19 protein-coding genes are annotated in these 19,763 nt (G+C 66.1%); all 19 read left to right on the top strand.

Annotated elements, in window-relative coordinates:
- The first annotated feature begins 53 nt into the window (after positions 1 to 53).
- The 19 genes from DXK94_RS06990 to DXK94_RS06900 all read left to right on the top strand — a co-directional run bounded on the left by DXK94_RS06990 (position 54) and on the right by DXK94_RS06900 (position 19,684).
- Positions 54 to 488: a MarR family winged helix-turn-helix transcriptional regulator gene (locus DXK94_RS06990; protein ID WP_115524398.1), complete on the top strand. Its 435-nt coding sequence runs from the start codon at positions 54 to 56 to the stop codon at positions 486 to 488.
- Positions 489 to 531: 43 nt separating this feature from the next.
- Positions 532 to 963, top strand: coding sequence for an organic hydroperoxide resistance protein (locus DXK94_RS06985; protein WP_115524397.1), 432 nt, complete (start codon positions 532 to 534; stop codon positions 961 to 963).
- Positions 960 to 1,979, top strand: a complete 1,020-nt coding sequence (locus DXK94_RS06980; RefSeq protein WP_115524396.1) for an NADP-dependent oxidoreductase — start codon at positions 960 to 962, stop codon at positions 1,977 to 1,979. Before DXK94_RS06985 ends, DXK94_RS06980 begins: the two co-directional genes overlap by 4 nt.
- Positions 1,980 to 2,235: 256 nt before the next feature.
- Positions 2,236 to 3,342, top strand: a complete 1,107-nt coding sequence (locus DXK94_RS06975) for a BMP family protein (protein WP_079595725.1) — start codon at positions 2,236 to 2,238, stop codon at positions 3,340 to 3,342.
- A 178-nt stretch (positions 3,343 to 3,520) separates the two neighbouring features.
- On the top strand, positions 3,521 to 5,107 hold the full coding sequence (locus DXK94_RS06970) for an ABC transporter ATP-binding protein (protein ID WP_115524395.1): 1,587 nt from the start codon (positions 3,521 to 3,523) through the stop codon (positions 5,105 to 5,107).
- Positions 5,100 to 6,482: an ABC transporter permease gene (locus tag DXK94_RS06965; protein WP_115524394.1), complete on the top strand. Its 1,383-nt coding sequence runs from the start codon at positions 5,100 to 5,102 to the stop codon at positions 6,480 to 6,482. Before DXK94_RS06970 ends, DXK94_RS06965 begins: the two co-directional genes overlap by 8 nt.
- Positions 6,479 to 7,798: an ABC transporter permease gene (locus DXK94_RS06960; protein ID WP_115524393.1), complete on the top strand. Its 1,320-nt coding sequence runs from the start codon at positions 6,479 to 6,481 to the stop codon at positions 7,796 to 7,798. Before DXK94_RS06965 ends, DXK94_RS06960 begins: the two co-directional genes overlap by 4 nt.
- Before the next feature lie 5 nt (positions 7,799 to 7,803).
- Positions 7,804 to 8,211 (top strand): cytidine deaminase, encoded by a 408-nt coding sequence (locus DXK94_RS06955; protein ID WP_176156756.1) that lies wholly within the window; start codon positions 7,804 to 7,806, stop codon positions 8,209 to 8,211.
- Positions 8,208 to 9,524 (top strand): thymidine phosphorylase, encoded by a 1,317-nt coding sequence (locus DXK94_RS06950; RefSeq protein ID WP_115524392.1) that lies wholly within the window; start codon positions 8,208 to 8,210, stop codon positions 9,522 to 9,524. Before DXK94_RS06955 ends, DXK94_RS06950 begins: the two co-directional genes overlap by 4 nt.
- Before the next feature lie 6 nt (positions 9,525 to 9,530).
- Positions 9,531 to 10,160 (top strand): DedA family protein, encoded by a 630-nt coding sequence (locus DXK94_RS06945; RefSeq protein ID WP_115524391.1) that lies wholly within the window; start codon positions 9,531 to 9,533, stop codon positions 10,158 to 10,160.
- Positions 10,161 to 10,372: 212 nt separating this feature from the next.
- Entirely contained in the window at positions 10,373 to 11,092 is a 720-nt protein-coding gene (locus DXK94_RS06940) for a DedA family protein (protein WP_115524390.1), read from the top strand.
- 42 nt (positions 11,093 to 11,134) lie between these two features.
- On the top strand, positions 11,135 to 12,265 hold the full coding sequence (locus tag DXK94_RS06935; RefSeq protein ID WP_115524389.1) for an adenosine deaminase: 1,131 nt from the start codon (positions 11,135 to 11,137) through the stop codon (positions 12,263 to 12,265).
- Between the two features lie 100 nt (positions 12,266 to 12,365).
- A complete protein-coding gene (locus DXK94_RS06930; protein ID WP_115524488.1) occupies positions 12,366 to 12,932 on the top strand; it encodes a MazG nucleotide pyrophosphohydrolase domain-containing protein in 567 nt (188 codons plus the stop codon).
- A 139-nt stretch (positions 12,933 to 13,071) separates the two neighbouring features.
- Positions 13,072 to 14,352, top strand: a complete 1,281-nt coding sequence (eno, locus tag DXK94_RS06925; protein ID WP_079595716.1) for a phosphopyruvate hydratase — start codon at positions 13,072 to 13,074, stop codon at positions 14,350 to 14,352.
- 71 nt (positions 14,353 to 14,423) lie between these two features.
- The gene (locus tag DXK94_RS06920; RefSeq protein WP_115524388.1) at positions 14,424 to 15,101 is read left to right on the top strand and encodes a septum formation initiator family protein; all 678 of its coding nucleotides are present in this window, start codon (positions 14,424 to 14,426) and stop codon (positions 15,099 to 15,101) included.
- 28 nt (positions 15,102 to 15,129) lie between these two features.
- A complete protein-coding gene (locus tag DXK94_RS06915) occupies positions 15,130 to 15,801 on the top strand; it encodes a DUF501 domain-containing protein (protein WP_115524387.1) in 672 nt (223 codons plus the stop codon).
- Positions 15,798 to 16,760 (top strand): Ppx/GppA phosphatase family protein, encoded by a 963-nt coding sequence (locus DXK94_RS06910; protein ID WP_115524386.1) that lies wholly within the window; start codon positions 15,798 to 15,800, stop codon positions 16,758 to 16,760. Before DXK94_RS06915 ends, DXK94_RS06910 begins: the two co-directional genes overlap by 4 nt.
- Positions 16,761 to 16,787: 27 nt before the next feature.
- On the top strand, positions 16,788 to 18,158 hold the full coding sequence (locus DXK94_RS06905; protein WP_395928470.1) for a S8 family serine peptidase: 1,371 nt from the start codon (positions 16,788 to 16,790) through the stop codon (positions 18,156 to 18,158).
- A gap of 53 nt (positions 18,159 to 18,211) precedes the next feature.
- Positions 18,212 to 19,684: an NAD(P)/FAD-dependent oxidoreductase gene (locus DXK94_RS06900; RefSeq protein ID WP_115524384.1), complete on the top strand. Its 1,473-nt coding sequence runs from the start codon at positions 18,212 to 18,214 to the stop codon at positions 19,682 to 19,684.
- Positions 19,685 to 19,763 lie beyond the last annotated feature (79 nt).

Below are 19,763 nucleotides of genomic sequence, written 5' to 3'. Positions count from 1 at the left end.
GCCGCAGGACGAGTAAGTTGTGCACAACTGAGTTGTCCGTTACTGTTTGTGCTGTGACCGAAATTCCCCGTCTGGACCGGCAAGTATGCTTCGCGTTGTATTCGGCCTCCCGCGCCGCCACCGCCGTCTACCGTCCTGTCCTGGACGACATGGGCCTGACGTACCCGCAGTACCTTGTGATGCTGGTGCTGTGGGAGAGCGAGCCGCGCGGTGTGAAGGAACTGGGCGAGGAATTGGGCCTGGACTCCGGCACCCTGTCGCCCTTGCTGAAGCGGCTTGAAGCCCTGGGCCTGGTGGAACGGCGCCGGTCAGGCGAGGATGAGCGCCGCGTGGCCGTCCACCTGACATCGGCGGGAAGAAGCCTCAGCGCGAAGGCTGCCGCCATTCCCCAGCGTCTCGCGAAGTCCGCGGGACTCTCTCCCCGGGAACTCGAGCAGCTCCGCGAAACCCTTGGCAAATTGACGGCCGCCCTGCACAACGCGGTGTGACGCCACCAACGTCTTACTGATCCCCAACAGAACGGATACCACTGTGAAGCCTCTTTACACTGCCGAAGCCCTTGCCTCCGGCGAAGGTCGCGACGGAAACGCCCGCTCCAGCGACGGCAAGCTGGAAGTCAACCTTGCCAGCCCTGTTGAACTCGGCGGCAGCGGCCAGGGCACCAACCCGGAGCAGCTCTTTGCTGCAGGATATGCTGCCTGCTTCCACTCGGCACTGCGCCTGGTGGCCGGCAGGGAACAGGCCGACCTCACCGATTCGGCCGTAGCTGCCAAGGTCCACCTCGGCAAGCTGGACGGCGGGACAGGCTTCGGCCTTGCCGCTGAACTGGAGATCGCGCTGCCGGCCCTTGACCTGGCCACCGCCGAGGCTCTCGTGGCCAAAGCGCACCAGATCTGCCCCTATTCGAACGCCACACGTGGAAACATCAGCGTGGACATCAAGGTCCTGGAGTATGCAGCATGAGCGTTGCCACGCTTCCTGCCACCACCCGTGAAATCCAGCTGGCGTCCCGTCCAGTAGGCCGCCCGGGGCCGGAGAATTTCCGGCTCGCCGAGTCGCCGCTGCCTGAACTCACAGATGGCCAGATCATGGTGAAGAACCTTTTTATCTCGGTTGACCCCTATATGCGCGGACGCATGAACGACGTCAAGTCCTACTCTGCGCCCTTTGCCTTGGGCGAAGCGCTCGACGGCGGCGCGGTGGGTGAGGTGATCGCGTCCCGTTCCGACGCACATCAGGAGGGGGACGTCGTCGTGCATTCGCTCGGCTGGCGCGAATACGCGGTGCTGGACGCTGCCGCCGCCACCCCGGCCCGCACCGACCTGGCACCGGCCTCGGCATTCCTTGGCGCCCTGGGCATGACAGGCCTGACAGCCTATGCCGGGCTGCTCAAGGTGGCCAGTTTTGCCCCTGGCGACGCCGTCTTCGTTTCCGGCGCGGCAGGTGCGGTTGGCTCGCTGGTGGGCCAGATCGCGAAAGCGATGGGCGCCTCGCGGGTGATCGGCTCGGCAGGCTCACCCGCCAAGGTGGCCCGCCTGCTGGAACTCGGCTTCGACGCGGCCTTCGATTACCACGACGGTCCGGTCCGTGAGCAGCTGGAAAAAGCCGCCGGCAGTGCCGGCATCGACGTCTACTTCGACAATGTAGGCGGCGAGCACCTGGAGGCTGCACTGGCCGTGCTCAATGTTGGCGGGCGGGTGGCGATGTGCGGTGCCATCGCGCAGTACAACTCCACGGAACCAACCCCCGCGCCGCGCAACCTCATGCAGGCCATCGGCAAGCAGCTCACGCTGCAGGGTTTCCTGGTGGGTGGCCAGCGGCAGCATGCCCGCGAGTTCGCCGAAAAGATGGCGGGCTGGCTGGCCGACGGCACTGTGCGCTACGACGAAACCATCGTCGACGGGCTCGAGAACGCCCCGCAGGCCTTCATGGACCTGCTCGATGGCGCGAACACGGGCAAAATGCTGGTCCGGCTCTAGCTCCCGCCCGCCGCGCAACCAGGAGGGGTGCTGCAGCAGAGCGGCACCCCTACTGGTTGGTAACAACTTGTAAACAATCTCCGGGAACCGGTTCTGCCGTGCTATTGGGACGTGGCGCAGGCCACTAAAGTAGGAGCCATCAGTGCGCTCCGGCGCAGTGCTGCGAGCCCTCAGTGAAAACAGAATTTCAGTGCAGAAACGGACACTCATTGAATTCGAGCCGTAGCGCCACTCTCTTCACCCTGGAGGAATCTTGATGACATCACTGCGTTCACACCTCAAGCGCGGTTCAGTTGCAGGCCTGGCTACCGTGGGTGCCACAGCACTCGTGCTGGCCGGTTGCGGCGCCCCGCCTGAAGCGGGAACCAACTCCACGGCCGGCGCCACCGATTACACCGGCTGCATCGTCTCCGACTCCGGCGGCTTCGATGACCAGTCCTTCAACCAGTCCTCCTACGAGGGGCTGAAGAAGGCTGAGGCTGACCTGGGCATCAAGGTCAACCAGGTGGAGTCCAAGACCAACAACGACTTTGAACCGAACCTGCGGGCCATGGTCACCGCCGGCTGCGACCTCACGCTGACCATCGGCTTCCTGCTGGGAGACTCCACCAAGGAGCAGGCCGCAGCCAACCCGGACAGCCACTTCGCCATTGTCGACTACCAGTACGATCCGGCCATCGCCAACGTCAAGCCGATCATCTACGACACCGCGCAGGCAGCGTTCCTCGCCGGCTACCTTGCCGCTGGAACCACCAAGACCGGCACGGTGGCCACCTTCGGCGGCGTCAAGATCCCCACAGTGACCATCTTCATGGACGGCTACGCCGACGGCGTGAAGTACTACAACGAGCAGAAGGGCAAGGACGTCAAGCTCCTTGGCTGGAACAAGGACGCCCAGGACGGCAGCTTCACCGGGGACTTCGAAAAGCAGGACGTGGGCAAGCAGCTCACCCAGAACTTCCTGGACCAGGGCGCCGATATCGTGATGCCGGTCGCCGGCCCCGTAGGCAAGGGCGCCGGTGCTGCCCTGAAGGAAGCCAAGGCCGCCGGCAAGGACGTTAAGCTCATCTGGGTTGATTCGGACGGCTACCTCACGGCACCTGACTACAAGGACATCATGCTGTCCTCCGTCATGAAGACGATGGGCGACGCCGTTGAGGCCGTTGTTAAGGATGACAAGGAAGGCAACTTCAGCAACACCCCGTATGTTGGCACGCTGGCCAACGAGGGCGTGAAGCTGGCTCCCTTCCACGACCTCGATTCCCAGGTCCCCGCCGAGCTGAAGTCCGAGCTGGAGCAGATCGAGAAGGACATCGTGGACGGCAAGCTGAAGGTTGAGTCCAAGGCAAGCCCGAAGGCCTGATTCCGCGTGCAGCGCCACCGCCCGGCTGGTCATTGACCGGCCGGGCGGTGGCGCTTTTTTGCTGGCTCCCTTTTCCGGGCCGGCGCCCGCTCATCCTCCTGCTGCAGCCACTAGGCTGGTGCTGCAGCCACATATCCCGTCCGGTGGATCACTGGACGCTTCGAGATTGGTCAGAGTTTTGAAACTTGAACTCAGAGGGATCACTAAACGCTTCGGTACCCTGCTCGCCAACGACCACATCGATGTGGTGGTTGAACCCGGACAAATCCACTGTCTGCTCGGCGAAAACGGGGCCGGTAAATCCACCCTCATGAATGTGCTGTACGGGCTGTATGAGCCCACCGAAGGCGACATCCTCATCGATGACAAGCCGGTGTCCTTCCGCGGTCCTGGCGATGCCATGGCCGCCGGCATCGGCATGGTGCACCAGCACTTCATGCTGGTTCCCGTTTTCACGGTCGCCGAAAATGTGGCGCTGGGGGCCGAACCCACCAAGGCGGCAGGCTTCCTCAACCTTGACGAGACGCGCCGCCGGATCAAGGAAATTTCGGACCAATACGGGTTCGACGTCGACCCCGACGCCCTGGTGGAGGACCTGCCGGTGGGTGTCCAGCAGCGCGTGGAAATCATCAAGGCACTCGTCCGTAATGCCAGGGTCCTGATCCTGGACGAACCCACAGCCGTGCTGACCCCGCAGGAAACCGACGAACTCCTGGACATCATGCGCCAACTCAAGTCCGGCGGCACCTCGATCGTCTTCATCTCCCACAAGCTGCGGGAGGTCAAGGAGGTCTCCGATACCATCACCGTGATCAGGCGCGGAAAGGTGGTGGGATCCGCCGAGCCCTCGGCCCCCACCACCGAACTTGCCTCCATGATGGTGGGCCGCGCCGTAAACCTGACCCTGGACAAGGCCCCGGCCAAACCGCAGGAAAAGACCTTCGAAGTCCGGGACCTGACCGTCATCGCCCCCAACGGCCAGCACGTGGTGGACGGACTCAGCTTCGACATCGCGCGCGGGGAGATCCTTGCGATCGCCGGCGTCCAGGGCAACGGCCAGACCGAACTGACCGAAGCCATCCTGGGACTCCAGGAGCGTGTGTCCGGCTCCGTACAACTCGATGGCAAGGAACTCCTGGGCCGCTCCGTCAAGGAGGTCCTGCAGGCCGGCGTCGGATTTGTTCCCGAGGACCGCAAGGTCGACGGACTGGTGGGCACGTTCTCCGTGGCGGAGAACCTGGTCCTGGACCTTTACGACAAGCCGCCGTTTGCCAGGGGAATCAGCATGAGTCCGGCAAAGGTCCTCGAGAACGCCAAGGCACGCATCGGTGAATTTGACGTCCGTACCCCCTCCGCCGCCGCGGCCGCCGGAACCCTGTCAGGCGGCAACCAGCAAAAAGTCGTGATGGCCCGGGAACTCTCCCGCCCGCTGCGGCTGTTCATCGCCTCCCAGCCAACCCGGGGCGTGGACGTGGGATCCATCGAGTTCCTGCACCGCCGCATCGTCACGGAGCGGGACCAGGGCACGCCGGTCATGATCATCTCCACGGAACTGGACGAGGTGATGGAACTCGCCGACCGCATCGCTGTGCTCTACAAGGGCAGGCTGGTGGGCGTTGTGCCCGCCGGCACCAGCCGCGACACCCTGGGCCTGATGATGGCCGGCATACCGCCGGAGGAACACGCACACACGTCCCAGGCCGGCCCTGCCACGGCCACCACCACAGCCTCCACCCCTGACGCCGAGGGAGACGACCATGTCTGAAAACCACCCCAAGCACGCGGCCGGGGAGCACGGCAGGCCGGACCACAAGGATCCACACCATCCCAGCCCTGCTGAGGAGGAAACTGCCGCCGTCGTCTCCGTTGATACGGCGGGCGGCGCCATGGAACCCTCCGCCGTCCCGGCCACCGCCCAAAGCGGGCAGCTTCCCGGTGGCCCGGACACGCTGCTCCGCAGGATCTTTACCGGGAGCGGCATGGTCTCGGTCCTCGCCGTGCTGCTGGCCCTCATTATCGGCGGCCTGCTGATTGCCAGCACGGACAAGCAGGTGGCCACCACTGCAACATACTTCTTCGCCCGGCCCACGGACTTCCTTTCGGCGGTCTGGACTGCGGCCACCCGCTCCTACATCGCCCTGTTCCAAGGCTCGGTGTTCAACCCCCGGGGCAACAGCGTGGCGGCTCAGTTCGCGCCGTTCATGGAGACCCTCACCATCGCCACCCCGCTCATCACGGCCGGTTTGGGCGTGGCGCTGGCATTCCGCGCGGGCCTCTTCAACATCGGCGCGCAGGGCCAGATCATCGTGGCCGGCATCCTGGCCGCGTGGGTGGGCTTCGCCCTGAACCTGCCCCTGGGCCTGCACCTGCTGCTGGTCCTGGTGGCCGGCATCATCGGCGGCGCCCTGTGGGGCGGACTGGTTGGCGTGCTCAAAGCCCGCACCGGCGCCCATGAGGTGATCCTCACCATCATGTTCAACTACATCGCGCTGTACTTCCTGCGGTACCTCCTGAATACGCCGGCGTTCCAGCGGCCGGGGGAGTCGAACCCCATTTCGCCGATCCTCGATCCCACCGCCGTCTACCCGCAGATTTTCGGCAGCCAGTACCGGCTCCACCTGGGCTTCATCCTCGCCATCGGAGCCACTGTGCTGGTGTGGTGGCTCCTGAACCGCTCCACCGTCGGCTTCGAATTCCGGGCCGTCGGCGCCAATCCCAAGGCCGCCCAGACTGCCGGAATCAACGTCTCCCGCTCCACCATCCTGGTGATGGCCATTGCCGGCGGGCTGGCCGGAATGTCCGGTGTCGCCCAGGTGGCCGGCACCGAGAAGGTCCTCACGGACGGCGTCGCAGCCACCTACGGCTTTGACGCCATCACCGTTGCGCTGCTGGGACGTTCGACGCCGTGGGGCACGTTCGCCGCCGGCCTGCTGTTCGGCGCCTTCCGCGCCGGAGCCGTCCAGATGCAGATCCAGACCGGCACTCCCATCGACATCGTCCTGGTGGTCCAGTCCCTCATCGTCCTCTTCATCGCCGCGCCGCCACTGGTCCGTGCCGTGTTCGGCCTGAATCCGCGGCGCAAAAAGCCCGCCCGCGCCGCCAAGTCCCGGCAGGCAGCCACTACCGGAGGTGCAGCATGAGCACAACAGTTTCGTCCCCCCGGCCGGGGACCCCACAGCCGGCCGGAACGGACAACGGCACAGCCACCATGTCCGCAAAGCCGGTGGGCTGGAAGACGCCGGTGCTGCTCACCGCCTTCGGGCTGATTGCCCTGGTCTTTTTTGGGCTGCTGGCCCCCAATCAGACCGCCAGCTTCGGTATCTCCACCAGCGAGGACTTTTTCCAGCTGCCCGCCCTGGCGGTGAACGCCTTCGCCGGCGGCCTTGTGCTGTCCATCCTGCTGCTGGGGCTGGCAGGGTACGCCGTGTACCTCAAAACGAAGGGCCGGCCCGCACCCGGCTGGCTGACCATCACGTTCATCGTCCTGTTCGTGGCCGCGTTCCTGATCTGGGTGGTAGGCGGCGCCCGGACACCCACCATCTCCCTGGCCGGCCTCATCGCCGGCTCCGTCACCCTGGCCGTCCCCCTCGTGTTCGGGTCACTGTCCGGCGTCCTGTGCGAACGTGTGGGCGTGGTCAACATCGCCATTGAAGGGCAGCTTCTGGGAGGCGCCTTCACGGCCGCAATCGTGGCCAGCATGACCCAGAACCCCTTCATCGGGCTCCTGGCCGCTGCCGTGGCGGGGGCTGTTGTGTCCATGGTGCTGGCGTTGTTCAGCATCAAGTACCTGGTCAACCAGATCATCGTCGGCGTGGTCCTGAACGTGCTCGTTTCCGGCGTCACCGGCTTCCTGTTCAGCACCGTCATGCAGGCCAACAAAGCCCAGTTCAATTCACCGCCAGGGCTGGATGTCATCGAGATTCCTGTCCTGTCCAGCATTCCGGTGATCGGGCCCATCCTGTTCCGCCAGTCCCTGGTGGGCTACCTCATGTACATCGCAGTCCTGGTGGTCTGGGTGGGGCTGTTCAAGACCAGGTGGGGCCTCCGGGTACGGGCAGTGGGGGAGCACCCGCAGGCTGCGGACACCATGGGCATCAACGTGAACGCCACCCGCTTCTGGAACGTCACCCTGGGCGGTGCCGTGGCCGGAATCGGCGGCTCCTTCTTCACCCTGGTGGCGATCGACAGCTTCACCAAGGAGATCTCCGGCGGCCGCGGCTTCATCGCACTCGCCGCCCTGATCTTTGGCCGTTGGAACCCGATCGGGGCCTTCTTCGCCGCCCTGCTGTTCGGCTTCGCGGACAACCTGCAGAGCATCGTCACCATCATCGGGACGCCCGTCCCCAGCCAGTTCATGGCCATGCTGCCCTACCTGGTGACCGTCCTCGCTGTGGCGGGACTGGTCGGCAGGTCCCGGGGACCCGCCGCCAGCGGCATACCGTACGTCAAGGGTTGACGGCCGTGGAACCCGCAACCACTGTGGACTGGCAAGCCCTGGAGGCAGCCGCCGTCGCCGCCATGCAGAATGCCTACGCTCCGTACTCGAAGTTTCCGGTGGGGGCTGCGGCCCTCACCGGCGACGGCCGGATTGTCAGTGGCTGCAACGTGGAGAACGCAAGTTACGGCTTGACCCTCTGTGCGGAATGCGCCCTGGTGGGCAACCTGCACATGACCGGCGGCGGGCTGCTGCGGGCCTTCTATTGCGTGGACGGCAGCGGAAACATCCTGATGCCCTGCGGCCGCTGCCGCCAGCTGCTGTACGAATTCCGCGCCCCGGGCATGGAACTTATGACCACCCAAGGCATCAAAACCATGGACCAGGTGCTGCCTGACGCCTTCGGTCCCGAACACCTGGAGGAAACCCGGTGACAGACAAGAAAGCCGAAGCGTTCGACGCGGTGGACATCATCCGCGTCAAGCGCGACAAGGGGACGCTAACCCCGGAACAGATCGACTGGACCATCGACGCGTACACCCGGGGCGCCATCGCCGACGAACAGATGGCTGCACTCAACATGGCCATCCTGCTCAACGGCATGAACCGCACCGAAATCGCACGCTGGACAGCGGCGATGATCGCCTCCGGCGAGACGATGGACTTTTCCAGCCTGCGCCGGCCGGACGGCGGCCTGAAGTACACCTCTGACAAGCACTCCACCGGCGGCGTGGGGGACAAGATCACGTTGCCCCTGGCCCCGCTGGTGGCGGTGTTCGGCGTCGCCGTCCCGCAGCTCTCCGGCCGGGGGCTGGGCCACACGGGCGGCACCCTTGACAAGCTCGAATCCATCCCCGGCTGGCGTGCCGCCCTGAGCAACGAGGAGATGCTGGCCCAGCTCCAGGACGTGGGCGCGGTGATCTGCGCAGCCGGCGCCGGCCTTGCGCCTGCGGACAAGAAGCTGTACGCCCTGCGGGACGTCACCGGAACCGTCGAAGCCATTCCGCTGATTGCCTCATCCATCATGAGCAAGAAAATCGCCGAGGGCACCGGCTCCCTGGTTTTGGACGTCAAGGTGGGCAGCGGCGCGTTCATGAAGGACGAAGCCTCGGCAAGGGAACTCGCTGAAACCATGGTGGCCCTGGGCAAGGACGCGGGCGTGAATACCGTTGCCCTGCTCACCAACATGGACACCCCGCTGGGCCTCACCGCCGGCAACGCCATCGAAGTTGAGGAATCCGTCGAGGTGCTGGCCGGCGGCGGGCCCTCCGATGTTGTGGAGCTGACCGTCCGGCTGGCGGAGGAGATGCTCGCCTGTGCCGGAGTCCACGACGCCGACCCCGCGGCCGCGTTGAAGGACGGACGGGCGATGGACGTGTGGAACCGGATGATTGAGGCCCAGGGCGGCGACCCGCGTGCACAGCTGCCCGCCGCCCGGGAATCGGACGTGGTCTACGCCCCGGCGGACGGCGTGCTCGTGGAGCTCGACGCGCTCGCCGTCGGCGTGGCCGCATGGCGGCTGGGAGCAGGCCGGGCCCGCAAGGAAGACGCAGTGCAGGCCGGGGCCGGCGTCCGGATGCACGCCAAACCCGGCGCCGTGGTCCGCGCCGGCGAGCCCCTGATGACTCTGCTCACCGATACCCCGGAACGGTTCGCGCGCGCCCGGGAAGCGCTCGAGCACGCAGTGGTCATCGCCCCCGAAGGATCCCGTCCGGCCCAGCGACTGATCATCGACCGAATAGCATAAGAACCCATGCAGGCCATCAATGACTTCATCCTTGCCGCAGCCGGACAACCCTGGGTGCTTTTCCTGGTTCTGGCATGCTGCGTCATTGACGGCTTTTTCCCGCCGATTCCGAGCGAGTCCGTGGTGGTGGGACTGGCGGCCGTGGCTGCCACGGCCGACGTCCCCAACCCCTGGGTCCTGATGCTGGTGGCCGCCCTGGGCGCCTTCTCCGGAGACAACATCGCCTATCTGATCGGTCGCCGGGTGGGAACCACCAGGTGGTCCTGGATGCGCGGTCCCCGGATGCAGAGCGCCTTCCGGTGGGCCGGCGCAGAATTGCGGAAACGTCCAGCCTCGCTGATCCTGGTGGCCCGGTTTGTCCCGATCGGCCGCGTGGCCGTCAACCTGACGGCGGGGGCCACGCGCTACCACCACGCGCGCTTCCTGGGTTTGACTGCCCTCTCGGCCGTTCTTTGGGGGGCGTACTCCGTAGGGATCGGGCTGTTTTTCGGGCAGTGGTTCGAGGAAAACCACCTTCTGGGAGCGGCCATCGCCATCGTCTGCGCCGTGGCATTGGGCATCGTGGTGGACGTGGTGATTAGCCGGGTCCGGCGGAAAACCCCCGTCGTGGAACGGATGCGGGAACCCGAAGCCTGACGCGGCATGTCAGCCCCCTGGCGGAGGCCCTGAAGCCCTGAAGATCACCCGCAGGGACGATGATGCCGCGGCGTCTTCCCCGATACCGTGAGTTGGGTGTTCCCGGGGCCGGGGCGTAGCGAACGACGCCCCGGCCGTGGGACACTTAGGAACGATTTCCGCTATGGCAGCGTCGCTTTGGCTGCGTCATCTTTGTCTAGGAGCAAGACCGCGTGGAGTTTATTAATGAGGCCGTGCTCCATGCAGCGGGCCAGTGGTGGATTTACCCCATCCTGCTGGTGTTTTTCTTCGTGGACGGCTTCGCGATGGTGGTCCCCAGCGAAACCCTCATCGTGGCCCTCGCGGCCTTCTCCAGGCACAGCGGGGAACCCAACCTGTGGATCCTCGGAACAACTGCCCTGATCGGCGCCATCGCCGGCGACAACATGGCCTTTATGCTGGGACGCCGGATCGGGCTTGACCGATGGAAATGGATGCGCCGTCCCAAGGTCAAGAAGGCCTTCGGCTGGGCCCGCTATGAACTGGACAAGCGCGGGGCCGTGCTGATCTTCACCGCCCGCTACATCCCCTGGGGCCGGGTGGCTGTCAACTATGTTGCCGGAAGCACGGGCTTTGGCCACCGCCGCTTTTTCCTGCTGGACGCCTTTGCCTGTGTCACGTGGGTGGGCTACTCCATCGGCATCGGCCTGCTGGCCAGCTCCTTCCCCTGGCTGCACCACAACCCGCTGCTCAGTGCCGGCATCGCCGTAGTGTTCGCCATCGTCCTGGGCATCCTCATCGACCACCTGCTCCGCTGGTGGCACAAGCATCTTGCGCGCAACGACGCCGACGAAGTGGACGAATGGCTCGACGGCGGCCCGTCCGGCGCGCGTGACGGCAAGGGCGGGTCAACCATTCTCGCCCCGTCCGCAGACGGCGGACCGGCAGCCTGACAGCGGCTGGCTTTGAGTCCCGGCCCACCCTAAGGTGGGAACGTGACTGAGCCTATTGTTGACGCTGCCCCTGCCCTCGATTTTGACCTGAAGAGCCTGCCCAAGGTTTCACTTCACGACCACCTGGACGGGGGCCTCCGTCCAGCCACCATCATCGAACTGGCTGAGGCCGTTGGCCACACCCTCCCCTCGACCGATCCCGTAGCCCTGGGCCAGTGGTTCCGCGAGTCTGCCGACTCAGGTTCCCTGGTCCGCTACCTGGAGACGTTCGACCACACCGTTGCCGTCATGCAGACGCGCGAAGGCCTGGTCCGGGTGGCCAAGGAATTCGTCGAGGACCTTGCCGATGACGGCGTGGTGTACGGCGAAGTAAGGTGGGCACCCGAACAGCACCTGCAGAAGGGGCTCACACTGGACGAAGCCGTGGAAGCCGTCCAGGAAGGCCTCGAAGCCGGCGTCGAAGCAGTAGGCGAGAGCGGCCGCGAAATCCAGGTGGGCCAGCTCATCACGGCCATGCGCCACGCAGACCGCGGCCAGGAGATCGCCGAGCTCGCCGTCCGCCACCGCAACAAAGGTGCCGTGGGCTTCGACATCGCCGGAGCAGAGGACGGCTTCCTGCCGTCCCGCTTCAAGGACGCCTTTACGTACCTGGCACAGCAGAACTTCCCCGCCACCGTGCACGCCGGCGAGGCCGCCGGGCTGGAAAGCATCCAGTCCGCACTGGTGGACGGCCGCGCGCTGCGGCTGGGACACGGCGTCCGGATCGCCGAGGACATCATGGTGGAATTCGACGACGACGCCGAGGACACCGTCGGCCTGGTCACCCTGGGGGATCTCTCCAGCTGGATCCGCGACCGCGGCATCGCACTGGAGATCTGCCCCTCCTCGAACCTGCAGACCGGTGCCATCGCCGCCTTCGGCGACGGCATCGACAGCCACCCCCTGGACATGCTCTACCAGCTGGGCTTCAACGTCACCATCAACACCGACAACCGGCTGATGAGCGGCGTCACCCTCACGGACGAGTTCGACCTCCTGGTGGAAACGTTCGACTACGACCTTGACGACCTGCTCGAGCTCACCCTGAACGCCGCCGAGGCTTCCTTCCTGCCCCTGGAGGAGAAGGAGGCGCTGGTGGAGTACATCAACGACGCCTACGCCAACCTTGGCTGACAATGCCGCCGGCGGCTCCTCCATCGGGGAGCCGCCGGGCAGTTCGCCGCTCGGGGAGCTGCTGGGGAAGATCGCGGCCCTGCGCGAACATTGTCCCTGGATGGGGGCGCTGACCCACGCCTCGCTGGTGGAATACCTCCTCGAGGAGGCCTACGAAGTAGCCGAAACCATCGAGACCGGAAATCCCGACGCCGAACTCCAGGGCGAGCTGGGCGATGTCCTGCTCCAGGTGGTGCTCCACGCCCGGCTCGCCGAGGAGCGCGGGGCGTTTACGTTCGACGACGTCGCGCGCGGCCTGGGTGCCAAAATGGTCCGCCGGAACCCGCATGTCTTCCGGCCGGACGGCTCGCTGCAGGACAGCTTTCCCGCGACGGTTGACCAGATTGTCCGTAAGTGGGACGCGGTCAAGCGGGCGGAGCATCCGGCACGCTCCAATCCCTTCGAGGGGATTCCCCAGGCGCTCCCGGCACTGGCACGGGCACAAAAGTCTGTGGACCGCGCGGCCCGCGCGGGCGCGCCGTTGCCTCCTCCGGCTCCCATTCCGGAAACGGAGGACGAGCTCGGGGAGCAGCTCCTCGCCGTCGTGCGTTCAGCCCACGCTGCCGGATTCGACGCAGAGCGCGCCCTGCGTGGCGCCGTGCGCCGCTACCAGCAGGGGGCACCGTAAGCCCAACACCGCATCATCATGACGCAGTGGCTGGATAGGTTTCCGTAACCCGCACCACTCTCGACTACGCTGGTCTCTGACGAGTACGTCGAGTCTTTCTGCAAGATCCCCCCGTTAATCGCCCATAAGGAGCAAATTCATGGCGCTTATCGATGCCATCCACGCCCGCGAGATCCTCGATTCCCGTGGCAACCCGACCGTAGAAGTTGAAGTTCTGCTCTCCGACGGCCAGATCGGCCGCGCAGCAGTTCCCTCCGGCGCTTCCACCGGCGAGCACGAGGCCGTTGAACTGCGTGACGGCGACAAGGGCCGTTACCTCGGCAAGGGCGTCCAGAAGGCCGTTGACGCGATCATCGACCAGATCGCTCCGGCCCTGACCGGCTTCGACGCCACCGACCAGCGCAGCATCGACCAGGCCATGCTGGACCTGGACGGCACCCCCAACAAGGGCAAGCTGGGCGCCAACGCCATCCTGGGCGTTTCCCTGGCCGTTGCCAATGCTGCCGCAGCTTCCGCCGACCTGCCCCTCTACAAGTACCTGGGCGGTCCCAACGCCCACGTCCTGCCGGTCCCGCTGATGAACATCCTCAATGGCGGCTCGCACGCCGACTCCGACGTCGACATCCAGGAATTCATGGTTGTCCCGCTGGGTGCCGAGACCTTCTCCGAGGGCCTGCGCTGGGGTGTTGAGGTTTACCACGCCCTCAAGTCCGTCCTGAAGGAAAAGGGCCTGGCCACCGGCCTGGGCGACGAAGGCGGCTTCGCACCGAACCTGCCGTCCAACCGTGCAGCACTGGACTTGATCCAGGAAGCCATCAAGAACGCCGGCTACACCCCGGGCAAGGACATCGCGCTGGCCCTGGACGTTGCCTCCTCCGAGTTCTTCACCGACGGTGCCTACCAGTTCGAAGGCAAGTCGCTGACCTCCGCCGAGATGAGCGCCTACTACACCGAACTCGTTGCCGACTACCCGCTGGTCTCCATCGAGGACCCGCTGGACGAAAACGACTGGGACGGCTGGAAGACCCTCACCGACTCCATCGGTGACAAGGTCCAGCTGGTTGGTGACGACCTGTTCGTCACCAACCCCTCCATCCTGCAGCGCGGCATCGACACCAAGACCGCCAACTCGCTGCTGGTCAAGGTCAACCAGATCGGCTCCCTCACGGAGACCCTGGACGCCGTCAGCCTGGCCCAGCGCGCCGGTTACACCACCATCACCTCGCACCGCTCCGGCGAGACCGAGGACACCACCATCGCCGACATCTCGGTGGCCACCAACGCCGGCCAGATCAAGACCGGCGCACCGGCACGCTCCGAGCGTGTTGCAAAGTACAACCAGCTTCTGCGCATCGAAGAGGAACTCGACGACGCCGCACGCTACGCAGGCCGCAGCGCGTTCCCGCGTTTCAAGGGCTAGTAGCCGCGTAAGCCAACAAACGGTGGCTATGGTTGAAAGACCATAGCCACCGTTGCTGTTTCAGGAGTGTCATGGCTACCCGCCGTCCCAAAGTCCCCAAGGTCGCCCCCACCCGCCAAGCCAGGGAAACCTCCGACGGCGCCGAAATCATCCAGGCGGACTTCCGCTCCGGCAAGGACAAGGCGGGGCAGGAGGTTCATGCCGGCAGGGCGGGCGGCGCCGCGACCGGCAGCGCCTCGACGGGGAAGGCCGGTTCAGTCACTGCCGGATCCCGCCCCAAAGCCGGACCTCCGGCCGGGAGCAAGGGGAGCAGCGCGGCCACCGGCGCCGCGGAACCTGCCGCCGGGGAGGACCAGCACCCCGTTCCGGCGAAGGCATTCTCGGGCCGGATGCTGGCACTGGCCGTGGTGATGATTGCCATCACCGTCATGCTGGCGCCCACCGTCAAGATCTTCTTCGACAAGAAGGCTGAGATCGACGCCCTGAACGCCGACATCGCTGCCCGTGAAGCTGAAGGTGACGTGCTGCGCCAGCAGGTTTCCCGCTGGCAGGACCCGAACTACGTGAAACAGCAGGCCCGCGACCGCATTAACATGGTTATGCCGGGCGAAACCGGCTACTGGGTTTTTGGCAGCGATGTGCCCGCCGGGGAAACCAGTGGCCAGTCCGGCGCAGCAGCACAAGACCCCGCCGATCTGCCGTGGGTGGATTCCCTGTGGGAGTCCATTACGCGCGCGGCCACAGACTGAACCGCTAAAGGAAGGACGGCCCGCGACAGTGGAACACAACACGGCAGCCGCCCGGGAGGAATCCCGCCAACCATCACCGCATGACCTTGAAGTACTGAGCCGGCAGCTGGGACGGCCGGTGCGTGACGTGGTGGAGATTCCTGCGCGCTGCGTCTGCGGCAACCCGCTCGTGGCGGCCACCGCTCCGCGCCTGAGTAACGGCACCCCGTTCCCCACCACGTTCTACCTCACACATCCGATCATCACCTCCGCAGTGTCCCGGCTCGAGGCGGCCGGTGTCATGAACGACATGAACGGGCAGTTGACTGCTGACGCTGAACTCGCTGCCGCCTACCGCTCCGCCCACGACGCCTACCTGGCCGCGCGCGACGCTATCGGCCAGCGCTCGGGCATCGGCGCTGTCCCCGAAATCGACGGAATCTCCGCCGGCGGCATGCCCACGCGCGTCAAATGCCTCCACGTCCTGGTAGGCCATTCATTGGCGGCCGGCCCGGGGGTCAATCCGCTGGGCGATGAGGCGCTGCTCCAGATCCGGGAATGGTGGACCGCGGACAAATGCTATTGCGACGGCGCCTGGGACACCACCGGTGAGGCACCCTCACGGGACCTCAGCCGCCACGGACCGCAGGGCCTGCCGGACATCGTGGGCCGCCCCGCACCTGTCCGCAAGTCCGCCAACCCTGCCGAGGCACAACAATGACCCGCGCCGGAACCACTCGGGTGGCCGCCATCGACTGCGGCACCAACTCCATCCGCCTCCTCATCGCGGATATCGACCGCAGCGAGGGCACCAGCACCCTCACCGATGTAGTACGCGAGATGCGGGTGGTGCGCCTTGGCGAGGGCGTTGACGCCACCGGCGAGCTCGCCCCCGAAGCACTCGAACGAACGTTCGCGGCGACAGCCGACTACGCGCAGCTGATCCGCGAACACCGCGCCGAAGCTGTCCGCTTCGTGGCAACGTCTGCCAGCAGGGACGCCCGGAATCGGGACGTCTTCGTGGACGGCATCCGCGACCTGCTCGGAGTAGAGCCGGAAGTGATTTCCGGGGACGAGGAAGCCGCGCTGTCCTTTGCCGGCGCCAGCAGCGTCCTGCCCATCCTGGACGGCCACGAAGTCCTGGTGGTGGACCTCGGCGGCGGAAGCACCGAGTTCGTCCTGGGCACCGCAGGAGGAGTCACCGCGGCCAAATCCGTGGACATCGGATGTGTCCGCCTGACGGAACGGCACCTGCGCAACGATCCGCCAACCGCCGAACAGATAGCAGCGGCGGAAGCCGACGTGGACGCTGCCATCGCCCGCGCCGGACAGGACGTTCCGCTGGAACGCGCCACCGCCGTCGTGGGCGTTGCCGGCTCCATCACCACCATCACAGCGCACGCTATGAAGCTGCCGGAATACTCGCCGGACGCGATTCACGGCACCGAGCTGCCCATCGACACCGTGCGGGCCGCCTCCACAGACCTTCTGGAAATGGTCCGCTCGGAGCGGGCCGCGCTGCCGTACATGCACCCGGGACGGGTGGACGTCATTGGGGCGGGCGGCCTGGTCTGGCGCAGGATCCTGGAACGGATGGGCGGGCTCAGCGGCGGGCGAATCACCACGGCAACGGCCAGCGAGCACGACATCCTCGACGGCATCGCCCTGAGCATCGGCTGATTTTAGATGCAGCCTTCCACGAAACCCATGCTGCAGAAAACAGGATCGGCGGCGCTTGCCCTGGTCCTCGCTGCCTGCTGCCTTTGTACCGGACTCTTCACTCCGCCCGCAGCGCACGCCGACGAATGGCGGGACAAACAGTACTGGCTGGCGGAATCCGGCATCAACAAGGCGTGGGAGGTGTCCAAGGGCGCCGGCGTGAAAGTAGCCATCATCGACAGCGGCGTCGACGCCCAGCACCCGGACCTCAAGGGAGCGGTGGCAGGCGGTTATGACGCTTCCGGTTCGGGCCAGCCCGACGGCCAGAAAAGCGTCGGCATCAAGCCCGAACACGGCACCCTGGTGGCCACCATGCTCGCCGGCCGCGGCCACCAGCCTGCAAACGCCACGCCCACCGCCGCCCCCGGGCCGGCGCCGGTGGCTCCGGTGGCTCCGGACGGAATCATGGGCGTTGCCCCGGAGGCACAGATCCTCTCGGTATCCACCTGGCTGGGTTCCCCGAATCCTTCCGGGAAAAGTGACCAGGACCAGATTCCGGAAGCCGTCCGCTGGGCGGTGGACAACGGTGCCAAGGTCATCAACATCTCGCTCGGCAGCACCACACCGCAGTGGCCGCAAAGCTGGGATGCAGCCTTCCTGTATGCAGAACAAAAGGATGTGGTGATCGTTGCCGCGGCCGGCAACCGGATCGGCGGGAACACCCAGGTGGGTGCGCCGGCCACTATCCCGGGGGTGCTCACCGTCGCAGGGCTGGACCGCAAGGGGGCCGCAAGTGTTGATGCGTCGTCCCAGGGCATCAGCATCGGCGTCGCCGCGCCGGCCGAGAACCTCCTGGGCGGCCTGCCGGGCGGCAGCTATGCCGAGTGGGCGGGGACCTCAGGATCCGCCCCCATCGTGGCCGGAGTCGCAGCTCTGATCCGCTCCAAGTGGCCTGCCATGTCCGCCGAACAGGTCATCAACCGCATCGTTTCCACGGCCAGGGACGCCGGAGCGCCGGGCAAGGACCCCCTGTACGGATTCGGCGTCCTGAATGCCGAGGCCGCGCTCAAGGACGAGGTCCCCGAAGCCAAGAGCAACCCGCTGGGCTCCATCGCCGAATGGATCCGTGTCCACCGGCGGGGCAACCTGGCCACTCCCGCCCCGCTGCCCACGGCTGCTGTGCCCAGCGCGGTGCCGACGCTTCCGGAAGCCACCGTGCCTGCCGCGGAGGCGCCCTCGCAGCGGGACAGTGCCATCGGCGCCGCCGTCGTGATCGGATTCGCCCTCCTGTTCGTGGCGATCATTGCGGCAGCGGTTGTCCAGTTGCGGCGGGCGGCCAGCGACCCGGCGCTGGCGGCGGAGGAGCAGGAAACAGGCGTCATCGAAAAGGTGGATTCGGGCGGGAAAACGCAACATTAGGGGTCCTTCCCGCAGTTAGTGAAGATTTTCACAAACTGCGCTATCCTTAAACTATGGCAACCACCCCAGAGCTCCAGGACCGTCCCAGGGTACTCGTCGTCGGCGGCGGGTACGTCGGCCTGTACGTAGCACTCAAACTGCAGAAGAAGATCGCGAATGCCGGTGGCATCGTCACCCTCGTGGATCCACTGCCCTACATGACGTACCAGCCCTTCCTCCCCGAGGTAGCAGGCGGCAACATCGAGGCCCGCCACGCGGTTGTGTCCCACCGCCAGCACCTCAAGCAGACCGAACTGATCCAGGGCCGCGTCACCTCGATCGACCACGCCAACCGCACCGCGGTTGTGGCTCCGGCAGACGGCGGCGAGAACTTCGAGGTTCCCTACTTCGACGTCGTCCTGGCCGCAGGCGCCATCACCCGCACCTTCCCCATCAAGGGCCTGGCGGACAAGGGCATTGGCCTGAAGACCATCGAGGAAGCCGTTGCCCTGCGCAACAAGGTCCTGGAGCGCATCGAGGTTGCCTCCACCATGACCGACCCCGCTGCCCGCGCCAAGGCACTCACCTTCGTGGTGGTGGGCGGCGGCTTCGCCGGCATCGAGTGCATCACCGAGATGGAGGACCTGGCCCGCGCCGCGGTCCGCAACAACCCCCGGATCAAGCAGGAGGAAGTCCGCTTCGTCCTGGTCGAAGCCATGGGCCGAATCATGCCCGAGGTTACCGCCAAGCAGGCCGAATGGGTTGTGGAGCACCTGCGCAGCCGCGGCATCGAGGTCCTGCTGAACACCTCGCTGGACAGCGCCGAAGGCACCCTCAAGCTCATCAACCTTCCGGACAAGACCCCCGCCCAGGAGTTCGAAGCCGACACCCTCGTGTGGACCGCCGGCGTGCAGGCCAACCCCATGGTCCGCTCCACCGACTTCCCGCTGGAGCCCCGCGGCCGTGTCCGCGTCCTCCCGGACCTGCGCGTTGCCGGCGATGAAGGCATCGTGGACAACGCCTGGGCAGCCGGCGACATCGCCGCTGTTCCGGACCTCACCGGCAAGGGCCTGCCCGACGGCACCTGCGTCCCCAACGCCCAGCACGCACTCCGCCAGGCCAAGCGCCTCGCCAAGAACCTGTGGGCTTCGCGGTGGGAGAAGCAGCTGAAGGACTACAAGCACAAGAACCTCGGTGCTGTGGCCGGCTTCGGTGAATGGAAGGGCGTTGCCAACATCAACCTGGTGGGCAGCATCGGCCTCAAGGGCGGACTCGCCTGGCTGGCCCACCGCGGCTACCACGGCATGGCCATGCCCACGTTCGAGCGCAAGTTCCGCGTGATCTTCAACTGGATCATCAGCTTCTTCGCCGGACGCGACACCACCCAGCTGATGGACCTGGACAACCCGCGCGGCGCCTTCGTCGCTGCCGCCACGCCGGCTCCCAAGCCCGCAGCTGCTGCGCCTGCAGCCCCCGCCGTCCCGGCGACCGGCGGCGGATCCACCGCCGTTGAATCGAAGGAAACGGTCACGGCCCCGGCCAAGTAGTTCTCAGCGCCCGACGGCGGCTGTCCCCTTGCGGGGGCGGCCGCCGTTTTGCTTGTGCACGGGAAGATGTCCCGATGCC

This window comes from Arthrobacter sp. RT-1 (assembly GCF_003367205.1).
Taxonomy (GTDB): Bacteria; Actinomycetota; Actinomycetes; order Actinomycetales; family Micrococcaceae; genus Arthrobacter.
The sequence above is the reverse complement of the archived record's forward strand: the minus strand, read 5'-3'. Positions and strand labels throughout refer to the sequence as shown.

Excerpts from the sequence above, each read along its gene's own strand:
- DXK94_RS06980 (WP_115524396.1), top strand. The coding sequence starts at position 960 with ATGAGCGTTGCCACGCTTCCTGCCACCACCCGTGAAATCCAGCTGGCG.
- DXK94_RS06975 (WP_079595725.1), top strand. The coding sequence starts at position 2,236 with ATGACATCACTGCGTTCACACCTCAAGCGCGGTTCAGTTGCAGGCCTG.
- DXK94_RS06965 (WP_115524394.1), top strand. The coding sequence starts at position 5,100 with ATGTCTGAAAACCACCCCAAGCACGCGGCCGGGGAGCACGGCAGGCCG.
- DXK94_RS06960 (WP_115524393.1), top strand. The coding sequence starts at position 6,479 with ATGAGCACAACAGTTTCGTCCCCCCGGCCGGGGACCCCACAGCCGGCC.
- DXK94_RS06945 (WP_115524391.1), top strand. The coding sequence starts at position 9,531 with ATGCAGGCCATCAATGACTTCATCCTTGCCGCAGCCGGACAACCCTGG.
- DXK94_RS06930 (WP_115524488.1), top strand. The coding sequence starts at position 12,366 with ATGGGGGCGCTGACCCACGCCTCGCTGGTGGAATACCTCCTCGAGGAG.
- eno (WP_079595716.1), top strand. The coding sequence starts at position 13,072 with ATGGCGCTTATCGATGCCATCCACGCCCGCGAGATCCTCGATTCCCGT.
- DXK94_RS06920 (WP_115524388.1), top strand. The coding sequence starts at position 14,424 with ATGGCTACCCGCCGTCCCAAAGTCCCCAAGGTCGCCCCCACCCGCCAA.
- DXK94_RS06910 (WP_115524386.1), top strand. The coding sequence starts at position 15,798 with ATGACCCGCGCCGGAACCACTCGGGTGGCCGCCATCGACTGCGGCACC.
- DXK94_RS06905 (WP_395928470.1), top strand. The coding sequence starts at position 16,788 with ATGCTGCAGAAAACAGGATCGGCGGCGCTTGCCCTGGTCCTCGCTGCC.
- DXK94_RS06900 (WP_115524384.1), top strand. The coding sequence starts at position 18,212 with ATGGCAACCACCCCAGAGCTCCAGGACCGTCCCAGGGTACTCGTCGTC.